This is a genomic window from Nocardia sp. NPDC006044, from assembly GCF_042871115.1.
In the GTDB taxonomy this organism is placed as follows: Bacteria; Actinomycetota; Actinomycetes; order Mycobacteriales; family Mycobacteriaceae; genus Nocardia.
Genome location: NZ_JBIAID010000001.1, coordinates 3360715 through 3371690 on the forward strand (window position 1 = coordinate 3360715; position 10976 = coordinate 3371690).

Sequence of the window (10976 nt, forward strand, 5' to 3'; positions counted from 1 at the left end):
GACCCACCTATCGTGCGGGCGGCGCCGCCCCGCTCCTGACGTGCGGGGGCGTCGCCGATGACGGTGCGGCCACCATTACCTGTGAGGTAATCGTCGTGCCGCCGCGTTGTTCGTAGGATCGGGGAGTGGGAACGCAAACGGCCGGGGATCTGCTGCGGCATTGGCGGCTCGAGCGCAGGCTCAGTCAGTTGGAGTTGGCGGGGCGGGCGGAGACGTCGGCGCGGCATCTGAGTTTCATCGAGACCGGTCGCGCGACGCCTAGCCGGAGCATGCTGTTCCACCTGAGCGAGCACCTCGAGATCCCGCTGCGCGAACGCAATCGGCTGCTGCTCGCCGCGGGCTACGCGCCCGCCTACGCCGAACCTGCGCTCGACACCCCTGAAATGGACGCGGTCCGGCGGGCGATGCGGCAGATCCTGGTCGGGCACCAGCCGTATCCCGCGCTGGCCATCGATCAGAGCTGGACCATGATCGACGCCAATACCGGTATCGCGCTGATGCTGTCCGGTATCGATCCGGCCCTGCTGACCCCGCCGGTGAACGCTCTGCGTCTGAGCCTGCACCCCGACGGCATGGCAGGCCGGATCGTCAATCTCGCGCAATGGCGTGGACACGTCTTCGCTCGTCTGTCCCGGCAGATCGAGGTCACTGGCTCACCGGACCTGGTCGAACTACGCGACGAACTGCTCGCCTATCCCGGTGACGAAATTGACCCGGCGCTGCCGGAACCCGATCAGTCGGTAGTCCCGCTGCGTCTGCTGCGGGACGGGCACGAATTGTCGTTCATCAGCGTCACCACCGTGTTCGGCACCCCGATGAACGTCACCGTCGCCGAACTCGCCATCGAATCGTTCTTCCCCGCAGACGAAGACACCATGAAACGCCTCACCGCCCCATGAGCGTCGCCGGTCATCTCGGCGCACTCCTCGGTGTCGGTGTCCACGCGGTCACCGACCTCGGGGCCAGTCACGCATGGACGCTGCACCGGGCCGAGTTGATCGACGGGCGTACGGTCTTCGTCAAGGCATCCGCTGAACCGAGCACGGTCTTCGCCGCAGAGGCCGCGGGTTTGCGTTGGCTCGCCACCGGTGCGGTCCCGGCTGCTGGTGATCGTCTCGAGCCGGGCAATGATCGTGGTGGTCTCGAGCCGGACGATGATCGTGGTGGTCTCGAGCCGGACGATGATCGTGGTGGTCTCGAGCCGGACGATGATCGTGGTCGTCCCGAGCCGGACAATGATCGTGATTGCTCCGCTCCGGACGGTGACCGTGATCGCCGCACTGCCGAAGCGCATGGGTGGCATGCACGAGCATCCCAGCACTTGTCGGCTCGAACCCAGTCGTCTGCGAGTTCCGATAATCGCGACCGAACTGACGAAGACGCCGCCACGGACCGATCCGGCCCAGCATCAGACCTACTGCCCGAAGTGCTGGCCGCGGATGACCGGATGATCGTGCTGCCCTGGCTCGACGACGTCGGCGCCACGCCTGCCGCAGCGGAACGCTTCGGCCGCGAACTGGCAGCGCTGCACGCGAATTCAGCGGACGAGTTCGGTGCCCCGTGGGCGGGCTGGATCGCGGAACTGCCCTTGGACAACACGCTGACACCGGGCCCGTGGTCGCAGTGGTACGCCGAACGCCGACTCGCCCCGTACCTCCCGCAAGCCGCACCCCACCTCGGCCGCGACGGAATCCGCTTGCTGGAACAGGTGATCGACCGCATCGACACCCTCGCCGGCCCGCCGGAACCACCTGCCCGCACCCACGGCGACCTCTGGTCCGGCAACATCCTCTGGACCCCCGAACGCGCCACCCTCATCGACCCCGCCGCCCACGCCGGCCATCGCGAAACCGACCTGGCCATGCTCACCCTCTTCGGCGCCCCCCACCTGAACCGAATCCGCGCCGCCTACAACGAAACCCACCCTCTGGCCGACGGCTGGCCCACTCGCATCCCCCTCCATCAACTCCACCACCTACTCATCCACGTGGTCCTTTTCGGCTCCGGCTACCGCTCCCAAATCCTCACCGCCGCAACCGCCGCCCTCGAGCCAGACCACCCGTCGAGCGGTACATGACCGAGCGCCCGCCGGCGCGTCCCAACCAGCATGTCCCGTTCGTTCGCTCTCTCGAGCTAGCCACGTCGTCGAGGGGGACACGATCGAGCGCCCACCGGCGTGTCCCCCTACCTCGTCTTGTTCGATAGCCCGCTGGTCGAGGTCGACAGAGGTGGGCTCACCGATTCCGCGGCTCACCGATCGATTGAGTTTCGGCTCGGTAAGCCGGTCTATCCCTATAGTTCCGCTGTCCTGTCCCAGTCGCTGGGCCTCGAGGTTCCCCCACTAGGCCATCCAGCGAGCGCATCCCCCATCGAGCACCACCCGGCCATCCCGGATCGCCCGGCGCTATGCGCCGAACGGGACATGGCAGCGCAGCCGTCGGCGTGTCGTCCCCATCATGTCCCGTTCGATAGCACCTCCGCTCGCTGAGCGGGACATGCTGTCGCTGGCCTGTCAGCGTAGTAATGCCCGAAGCTCGATCGGTCGGGACATGGTGCAGCCGTGGGCATGCGAGCGCGACCATGTCCCGTTCGGCGGCACCCCGACCGGTGAGTGGGACATGGTGGCGTTGTCGCTGGCCTGTCGGCGCAGCCTTGCCCCGCTCGACGGCAGCCCGGTCGGCGAGCGGGACTTGATTGCGTGCTTACTCGCGCTGTTCCGCTGGCATGTCCCGCTCGGCGAGGCATGGACGGGAACCTTAGCGTTCGAGAGTGGTGCCGGCGGCGTTCGCTGGGAACGCTCAGCTTCCGACGCGCGACATCACCTTCTCGGCGAAGCGAGACAGGTTGGCGATCTTGGTGTCGAGGGGTTCGGTGTCTTGTTCGAGGGTGTAGGGGAGGCGGAAGCCGACTATGACGTCGGTGACGCCTTTGTCCTCGAGCCGTTTGATGCCGTCGACGGTGAAGCCGTCGAGGGAGATCACGTGGACCTCGAAGTCCTTCCTGGTCCCGTATTCGGCCCGCAGCGCGTCCAATTCGACCAGTAGACTGTCGAGTTCGGCCCCGTCGCCGCCGGCGTGCATCCAGCCGTCACCGCGCTGCGCGGCCCGCCGCAGCGCGGGCTTGCTGTGCCCGCCGATGAGAATCGGCACCGGCTCGGTGGACACTGGACTGATCTTGATCGGCGGAAAATCATAGAACTCGCCGTGGAATTCGAAGTATCCACCGGCCGTCAGCCCGCGCACGATATCGATGCACTCGTCCATCCGCGCGCCCCGCTTCTCGAACGGCACGTCCATGATCTCGAAGTCGTCGGGCCACGGACTGATCCCCACCCCGAGCCCGAACCGATTGCCGCTCAACGCCGCCACCGACGCGGTCTGCTTGGCCACCAGCACCGGCGGGCGGATCGGCAACTTCAGCACGAACGGCGTGAACCGCAGCGTCGTGGTCGCCGCCGCCATCGCGGCGCTGAGCACGAACGCTTCGATGAACGGCTTGTCCTCGAGGAACTCCCGATTCCCGTCGGGGGTGTAGGGGTACTTGGCGTCGGAGTCGCGCGGATAGGCGATGCTGTCGGCGACCGCCATGGACGTGTACCCGGCCTCCTCGGCGGCGCGGGCCAAGGGGACGTAGTACGACGGGTCGGTCATGGTCTCGGCATAGGTGAAGCGCATATCAGTCGCCTTCCTGGCGCCGCAGCGCCGCGTGTGCCCCGGCGCGGCGCCCGAAGATCGAGCCCTCGCCGAGACGGGTTCCACTCGAATAGCCGCCGGTGTCCTGCGCGATGTCGGACGCGCCGGCGGCGTACAGCCCTCTCGATGGTCGATCCGTCGGTCCGGCGCACCTCGCCGTCGACGGTGGTGCTGAGTTCGCCGCGGGTGAAGCCGACGTAGGTTGCCGCGCCGGGGGACTGGCCGAGCCGGATGCCCGGACCGTCGTCGGTGTCGTCCCACCGGACCGGCCGCGGCGCGGTCGACGGAACTTCGGTGCCTACCGCCATGGATTCGCGAACCCCTCAGGAATCATCGCGTCGAACATCGCCTTCATGTCCTCGGACAGGCGCATCAACTCGAAGCACGACCCGATCGGCCCGCCGGCGAGATACGCGAATTCCATCCCGACCCCGTCGAACTTCCCCCGCGCCAGCAGCTCGATGCCCGCTGTCCGCGCCGCCTCGAGCGCACCGTCGAAGTCCTCGGGCACCCATGCGACATGATGCAGGCCGGGGCCGACACGATCGAGATGCTCGCTGTACAAACTGACTCCGCCGCGCGGCTCGATCAGCTCCAATTGCTGACCGCCGGCGTACCCGAGTCCCACCGTGATCGTGTAATCGGCTGGTGCGCCACGCAATTCACACAACTCAGGCCCGAAGTGCACGTCCGGGATCGTGAACCACTTCGCTATCCCGTACCGCTCGCTGAACTGCTCCTGCGCGGCCGCCATATCTTGGACCACCCAGCACAGCTGGAAGATCGGTCCTTGCGCGATCATCGGGTGAACGCCTTGACCAGGAGTGCACCGCGCTGCGGGACTGCTTTCGTCGTCGTCCTCGCCGTCGTTGACCTCGACCATGATTTCGACCTGCCCGGGCACGTGTGGTACCCGGCTGCGGGATTGTCTTGCGCCACAAGGTTTCGGCAGCATTCCGCGCCGATCCCTGCTCGCATCCGCACGCTTCCCACATCTTCAACTAAACACGTGTGCTTAACCCAGTCAAGGCTGAGGTTTAGTACAGTCCACCTATGCTGATCGCCGATTCGCGCGCGTCCCTGCTCGACGCGGGGGAGCGACTCATCGCCGAACGGGGGGTCGAGGTCCCGCTGCGGGAGATCGCCGCGGCCGCGGGCCACCGCAACAATTCCGCGGTGCACTACTACTTCGACTCCCGCCACGGCTTGATCGAAGCCATCGTCGACCGCCGGATGAACTGGCTCGAAGAGCGCCGCATGCACCTACTCGCCACCCACGAGGCCGACGGCACCGCACACGAGATCACCACACTGGTCACCATGCTCGCCGCGCCCATCCTCGACCTGATCGCCCAGGACGACGTCACCCACTACGGCCGCTTCCTCGAGGTCGTGCGCGCCCACCCCGTGATCGCCGACCCCCGCCGCCTGGCAGGCACCGACCGCGCCGCCGTCCGCATCATCGCCAACCGCCTGGCCGCTGCCCTCCCGCAACTTACCCAGCGCCGACGCCGCCAACGCCTGGAAACCATGGCCACCGTCATGTTCGCCCTGATCGCCGACTACGAACGCACCCTCGAGTCCGGCGTCCGCACACCACACCCCCACGACGCCGCCGAAATCACCGACATGATCGTCGCTATGCTCACCGTCCCCACCCGCGGTCGCCACAACTGAGTTCGGCCTCGGCACACTCTGCTCGGCGACGCTCCACCGCACACCTCCTTGTTTCCCGCATACCGGCGAATCGCATGCCATTCGGTATGCGGGAAACAAGGAGATATGCGGGACCGCCGATTCTCTCGGTCTCGGCGGACGCCGGGTCGCGTGCCGGGCGGCGCTGCTGGCGATCGCCGCGGGGGCCGGGGGGTCAGGAGGGGGAGCGTACCGCCGTTTGCACGGTGCCGACGATGGCGGCGGTGGGTGGCCGTCCGAGTAGCTGTTCCGCGCGGCGGTTGCCGACCACCAGCGCGCTGGCGCCGTCTCCGAGTGCACACCCCGCCGCACACCTCCTGATTTCCCGCATACGTAATCGCATGCGATTCGGTGTGCGGGAAATCAGGAGGTATGCGGGAAATCAAGAGGTTCGGGGGCACGCCGACCTGCCAATGTAGGGAGTGGTGCGGCGCTGCGAGCGCAATGCCTGCCGAGTCGGTGGTATCCCTGTCGGCCGTGTTCCGCCCGTTCGGCCGAGCCTGGCGGGGGCATTGGCCGCAACGACTGGCGGGCTGGCGCAGCTCGCGGAGCCGGTGGTATCCGCGCAGGCGGTGATATCCGCAGAGCTGGTGATGTTTGCGAAGTCGGCGACACCGGCCGCGGTCCGGCCGTTCGGCCGAGGCCAGGGTGACGGCATCGGCCGCAGCCGCCGGGTGCCGGCGCAGCTCGCAGAGTTGGCGATGCCCGCGCAGTCGGTGACACCCCGCGCAGTCGGTGACACTCGCGAAGCCAGCGACCCCCAACGCCCCGCGCGCCACTATCTCCCGCACCCACCGCCTCGGTTGTCCGGAGTGACCCTCCCGCTGCGATACGGTCGCGGGGTGGAACTACTAGGCATTCATCACGTGGCGATCATCGCGTCCGACTATGTGCGGTCCAAGCGGTTCTACACCGAGACCCTCGGCCTCGCCGTGATCGCCGAGCACTACCGGTCGGCCCGCCGCTCGTACAAGCTCGATCTGGCCATTCCGGGCGGCAGCCGGATCGAACTGTTCTCCTTCCCCGAGCCCCCGGACCGCGCGAGCTGGCCGGAGGCGGCAGGGCTGCGGCACTTGGCGTTCGCCGTCCGCGACGTCGCCGCCACCCTCGACGAACTGGCCGCCAAGGGTGTGCGCACCGAGGAACTGCGCACCGACGAGGTCACCGGCAAACGCATGGCGTTCTTCTTCGACCCCGACGACCTGCCGCTGGAACTCTACGAGGTCTGATTCATCCCGCGCGCCCGCCGCGCCAATTCGACTGTCGCGGCACGCAACTCGTCGATCGCGCCGATCGGCTCCGCGTAACCCACCCGGGTCCGCGCGACCCCGCGCGGGGTCACCACCCGCAGGTCCAGCCCGTACCGGTCCGCACGCTCACAGCTCGCCTCGGTCGCGTCCGGATATCCGCCCAGCCCCTGCGCCATCGCCAGCAGCGCCGGGGCGTGATCGTCGTTGAGGTGCACGATGGCATCCGCCGCGACCGGCACGATCGGATCCGGGGCCACCGCCGCGTACTGCTCCGCGGTCGCCGAATCCATCCGCCCGTAGCCGCCGACCCACCGAACCCGGCGCACCCGCAGCACCCACACCGAGAAGTCGCTGTAGTCGATATAGAACTTCGCCGCGGGCACCGCCGCCAGATGCGCCTCGCGCGCCGCGTCGGCCTCCGCACCCACCGGCCGTTCCACCACACCGGCCAGTGTGATCCTCGTCCCCGCCAGCGGATCTGCGGGCGCGTCGGGCGCCACGATCGCGAGGCTGGCGCGCTGATCGGCGGCCAGGTTACGACCGTGCTCGGCCATCCGGGACACGCACAGCACCGGCTGCCCGTCCAGCAACCCGTAGGTCACCAGCGACGCCCATGGCGTCCCGTCTTCGCTCAAACTCGCCAGCGTCGCCGTATTCGTCGCGGCGGCAACGGTTCTCGCTTCCTCGGCGGCCGACGGGCGGGCCGGATTCGCCACCGGCGCGGTCGGCTGCGGGATGGAGGGAGCGTCGCCGGGGTCACCGTGGTCGAGGGTCATGCCGTCTATCTTCTCCTGTCCCACCGACAAGTCGCCAGCGGCCCTTTCCCCGCCCTGGCATGCGCAGTGCGGCCAATGGAGAGGATTGACCGCGCGAATCGCGCTCGAATAGACCAGACTTGCCGAGTGACCCGATACGCATTCGACGCCGACCACAACGTGATCGTCGCCATCTGGGCGACCGGACGCGGTGACCTCGCCCAAGCGGTTGCCACCCTGCCCCGGACGGTAACCCATGATCAGGCAACAAATCTGGCGTCGAACCTGACCACGCTGTCGCGGTTCCACTGGCGCACCTACACCCATCCGGCCAGCGCGGCCGGCGACCCCGACATCCCCAACAGCGAGGCCTGGCGCCGCGCCGAGGAACGCCGCAACTTCAAAGAGGTCGAGGCCGGCATCCGCAGCCCCAACCTACCCTCCGAAGAAGGACTCGTCGTCTCCTACAGCGGTGTCGTCGAATCCGCGCACCGAGTCGGCCGCACCCTTTACGACATCGACGACCTCGCCCTGCGCGACACCATCGCCGCCGAGGTCAGCAACGAACAGGCCGCCATCGAATCCGCCGAACGCGGCGACCTATCCGGCCGCGCCCGTCAAGCCGTCGAGATGTCGCGGCCCGACGTCTCCCCGGCCCAGGTCCAAGCCGCCGACGACCTCTTACGCGCCGACCCGCTCGGCTCCATCGAACTGTTCACCGAACTCGACCCCGCCTCCGCGTCCGTCGCCGCCGCCCACTGGCTGCTCGCCGCCGCCGAGGTAGCGGGTGAGATGGCCGGCGTGCCCTGCACCGACGTGGTCGTGGAAGCCGACGACATCGAGGCCCTCCAGGTCGAAACCCCCACCCTGGTCCTGGAACGCCTGGACGCGGGGGAGAGCCCCACCGAGGTCGTCGTCGACCTGATCGCCGAAGCCATGGCCGTCCACGAGGGCCGCGTCCCCGCGCCGTGGGCGGTCGTCGGCCGGGTCGCCGAAATCGAGGAGCAGGCGCGCAAATTCGAGGTCGACGCCGACACTCGCGAAGCCATGCTCGCCGGCTTCCGGATCAGCCGCCTCGACCCCTCCCGCCCCGCCCTCGACCTCCTCGAAGACCTCCTCGACGGCATCCGCGGCTGCCTGCTCCTCTACGCGGCCCACACCGACGACCCCGACGTGGAAACCCTCTTCACCGCCGACGTCCGCCTGGAAGCCGACGCCGACCCCGAACACCTCCTCTGACCCCACCGGGTTCGCCCGCCGCACTGCTGAGCACCGGCCTGGCCTCGGAATCCCGAGGCCAGGCCGTCTGCGTCGGCCGCCCGCTCACCCAGTCGGCCTCGCGCTGAACGGGCCGGCGCGCCTCGGCCCTGAGCGCACCACGGAATGGGACATGGTTGGGCCGAACCACTGCGACCGGCACGATCAGATCCGCCCTTGCAGCGCTGGGATGTCCCACCCGACGGCCAGCCCGGACAGTCCCGCCGTCAGGAGGGACACAGCGGAGCCGACACGCGGGTGATCGCTCCGTCATGTCCCCTTCGATGACCTGTGTCGCGCACCTTCAAGGCGAACGGTGGCCTGTGCGGGCCATCGGGCGATACCGGCAGTGAAACCCGCCCGCGACTCGTCTCGACCGGCATCCGCCGTGCGCATCAGCACGCCGTGCACCGAGCAGGTGTTGTTCCGCGAGCTGGCGTTGCGGGGCGAGATGCTCTCGCACGCGGAGGAGACGTTTGCCCAGTGAGGAGACGTTCGCACGGCGAGCTGGCGTCGCGCCGCCGGCTGGTGCCGGACCATCGCCGAGCGGCTGGGGTTGAACGCGTTCGTCAGCCACCGATCGGCGGTGGCAAACCTGGGGGATTCGGTTGCCGACGCACCCACCGGGGTCGAGCATCGTTGCACCGCCGCACACCTTCTGATTTCCCGCACACAGACTTGCCGCGCTGACACGCGTGCGGATGTCAAAAGGTGTGCGGCTGAGAAGTGCCCATCGCGGTCCGGCTCACTCCGACCCGGGGTAAAACGCGTCACCGCACCGGCGGGAAGGGCGCTCGTACATCCTCGACGATGTGCACAGCCAACTCGATGTCGGCGAGTTCAGCCGATTCGCGAAAATCGCGAGCCGCGAACCGGTCCGGCTGCACCCGATGGTGCCGCGGCCCGCGATTCCGGGGGCTCGAATGCCGCGGCAGGTACGAGCGGAGCTACTCGGCTACCTCGTCGGCGATGCCGGGGTCGGTGCTCAGCCACTCCAGCAGGCCCTCGTATACGGCGTGGTGGTTGAGCAGGGTGAAGTGGTTCGCGGCGGGGATGTGCAGACCGTTGGAGTCGTCGAAACCTATGCGGCGGGCGCGGTTCCGGCCTGCGGCGCTCGGGGTGAGGACCAGGCCGTCGCCGATGATCCGGCCGAGAGGGTGGCGGGGGCTGCGGGTAATGCAGGCGGTGACGAAGTAGTGGTCGGCGCCGGGTAAGAGGGGAATCTCGCGGATCGCCCGGCGGGCCAGCGAATCCGTGTCGGCACCAGCCCAATCCTCGTCCACCAGCGAACCTTGCCGCAGATCGCGGATTCCCGCGCTGCGGCGGCGCAGCAGACGTCCGAACGGACGGGTCTCGGGCACCCGGATCAGCGCGGCGGACGCGTAGTGCACGAGTTGCTCGAGCGGCGCACCGAGATGCGGCGAACCGAGACACACGACATGCCGGACCTTACGCACCCACGCCCGCCCGGACTCGCTCGCGTCGAAGCACGCGCCACGGGCGATCAACCCGCCCATCGAATGACCCACCAGCGACAGCTGCTCGATCTCGACCGGCCAATGCTCGACCAGCCGCTCCAGCAGCGCACTCAGCTGACGAGCGTTCTCGGAGATGTGCAGACCGCTGTTGTAGCGAACCTGCACGGTGCTGTAGCCCAGATCCTGCTCGAGCCCTTCGGCGTAGGTCGTCCGTCCGCCCAGCCGCCACGCGTGCTCGGTCTCCACCAGACCGTGCAGAAAGACCACCACCCGCCGACTGGGTTGCGCGACATAGTTTCCGAAGTCCTCGGGCGTCACCGGTTCGCCGTCCACGCGCAACGTCATCGGCCCGGCGAGGATGGGGCGGGCGTCCTCGAGGTCGTCCCCGATCAAGCCCTGCAACGCGCCGAGGAAACCTGCCCCGAACACGGTCCTCGACGGCACTTCGGCACCGGGCAGATCCGCGGTGCGTTCGGCCAATCGGCCTGCCGCGACGGCTGTTCCACTGACGATCCGGTACACGCTGTCGGCGATCGCGTCATGCACCACCTCGACCGGCGCCGCCGCCGGCCCGATCCCGAGTCGCACCGCGCCGAACACCCGTCCCGCGATCGCCCGATGCACGGATGCGATACCGTCGACCGCTCCGCCGAGCTCGTCGCCCGCCAACCGGGCGAGGGCCCGGACCTCGGCCTGCCGCTGGTGCGTCTGCTCAGTCATCGTTTCAGTGTACAAGCGTGCACTGAAACCGTCCTGCCGACCGAAGATCACACTGTTCACCTTGGTAGCCCGCGCCGAGTCTGGTCACGCGCGTCCAGCCCCGGCCCGGCCGGGGCTGGACGCGCTACG

Annotated in this window: 10 protein-coding genes and 1 pseudogene; 6 read left to right on the forward strand and 5 right to left on the reverse strand. The window is 68.4% G+C overall.

Going from position 1 to position 10976, the window contains the following annotated elements:
• The first annotated feature begins 125 nt into the window (after positions 1 to 125).
• The 3 genes from ACFYO1_RS15285 (at position 126) to ACFYO1_RS15295 (ending at position 2077) form a co-directional block, all read left to right on the forward strand.
• A complete protein-coding gene (locus ACFYO1_RS15285; RefSeq protein ID WP_387230919.1) occupies positions 126 to 899 on the forward strand; it encodes a helix-turn-helix domain-containing protein in 774 nt (257 codons plus the stop codon).
• A 189-nt stretch (positions 900 to 1088) separates the two neighbouring features.
• Positions 1089 to 1451 (forward strand): hypothetical protein, encoded by a 363-nt coding sequence (locus ACFYO1_RS15290; RefSeq protein ID WP_387230921.1) that lies wholly within the window; start codon positions 1089 to 1091, stop codon positions 1449 to 1451.
• Positions 1427 to 2077, forward strand: a complete 651-nt coding sequence (locus tag ACFYO1_RS15295) for a fructosamine kinase family protein (protein ID WP_387230923.1) — start codon at positions 1427 to 1429, stop codon at positions 2075 to 2077. The genes ACFYO1_RS15290 and ACFYO1_RS15295 overlap by 25 nt, the downstream gene beginning before the upstream one ends.
• Before the next feature lie 721 nt (positions 2078 to 2798).
• On the opposite strand, the gene ACFYO1_RS15300 is transcribed toward ACFYO1_RS15295, so the two are convergent.
• The 3 genes and pseudogenes from ACFYO1_RS15300 to ACFYO1_RS15310 form a co-directional block, all read right to left on the reverse strand.
• Positions 2799 to 3674 carry a TIGR03619 family F420-dependent LLM class oxidoreductase gene (locus ACFYO1_RS15300; protein ID WP_387230925.1) on the reverse strand — a complete coding sequence of 292 codons (876 nt, stop codon included), beginning with the start codon at positions 3672 to 3674 and terminating at the stop codon, positions 2799 to 2801.
• Position 3675: 1 nt separating this feature from the next.
• Positions 3676 to 3940: pseudogene (locus ACFYO1_RS15305) on the reverse strand (FAD-binding protein); the annotation flags it as partial.
• Positions 3941 to 3990: 50 nt separating this feature from the next.
• A complete protein-coding gene (locus ACFYO1_RS15310; RefSeq protein WP_387230927.1) occupies positions 3991 to 4494 on the reverse strand; it encodes a VOC family protein in 504 nt (167 codons plus the stop codon).
• A 251-nt stretch (positions 4495 to 4745) separates the two neighbouring features.
• On the opposite strand from ACFYO1_RS15310, the gene ACFYO1_RS15315 reads away from it, so the two are divergent.
• Together ACFYO1_RS15315 and ACFYO1_RS15320 are read left to right on the forward strand one after the other, a co-directional pair.
• A complete protein-coding gene (locus ACFYO1_RS15315) occupies positions 4746 to 5369 on the forward strand; it encodes a TetR/AcrR family transcriptional regulator (protein ID WP_387230929.1) in 624 nt (207 codons plus the stop codon).
• Between the two features lie 530 nt (positions 5370 to 5899).
• Entirely contained in the window at positions 5900 to 6616 is a 717-nt protein-coding gene (locus ACFYO1_RS15320; protein WP_387230931.1) for a VOC family protein, read from the forward strand.
• On the opposite strand, the gene ACFYO1_RS15325 is transcribed toward ACFYO1_RS15320, so the two are convergent.
• Positions 6604 to 7413 carry a HugZ family protein gene (locus ACFYO1_RS15325; RefSeq protein WP_387230933.1) on the reverse strand — a complete coding sequence of 270 codons (810 nt, stop codon included), beginning with the start codon at positions 7411 to 7413 and terminating at the stop codon, positions 6604 to 6606. The two genes, ACFYO1_RS15320 and ACFYO1_RS15325, sit on opposite strands and share 13 nt — an antisense overlap.
• A gap of 126 nt (positions 7414 to 7539) precedes the next feature.
• Here ACFYO1_RS15325 and ACFYO1_RS15330 point away from each other — a divergent pair, with 126 nt between their 5' ends.
• A complete protein-coding gene (locus ACFYO1_RS15330; protein ID WP_387230935.1) occupies positions 7540 to 8631 on the forward strand; it encodes a hypothetical protein in 1092 nt (363 codons plus the stop codon).
• 965 nt (positions 8632 to 9596) lie between these two features.
• On the opposite strand, the gene ACFYO1_RS15335 is transcribed toward ACFYO1_RS15330, so the two are convergent.
• A complete protein-coding gene (locus ACFYO1_RS15335) occupies positions 9597 to 10847 on the reverse strand; it encodes a lipase family alpha/beta hydrolase (protein WP_387230937.1) in 1251 nt (416 codons plus the stop codon).
• Positions 10848 to 10976 lie beyond the last annotated feature (129 nt).

What these genes read in the sequence shown, in the direction of transcription:
- ACFYO1_RS15310 (WP_387230927.1), bottom strand. Translation starts at nt 4,494, where the DNA reads ATGATCGCGCAAGGACCGATCTTCCAGCTGTGCTGGGTGGTCCAAGAT.
- ACFYO1_RS15325 (WP_387230933.1), bottom strand. Translation starts at nt 7,413, where the DNA reads ATGACCCTCGACCACGGTGACCCCGGCGACGCTCCCTCCATCCCGCAG.
- ACFYO1_RS15315 (WP_387230929.1), top strand. Translation starts at nt 4,746, where the DNA reads ATGCTGATCGCCGATTCGCGCGCGTCCCTGCTCGACGCGGGGGAGCGA.
- ACFYO1_RS15300 (WP_387230925.1), bottom strand. Translation starts at nt 3,674, where the DNA reads ATGCGCTTCACCTATGCCGAGACCATGACCGACCCGTCGTACTACGTC.
- ACFYO1_RS15335 (WP_387230937.1), bottom strand. Translation starts at nt 10,847, where the DNA reads ATGACTGAGCAGACGCACCAGCGGCAGGCCGAGGTCCGGGCCCTCGCC.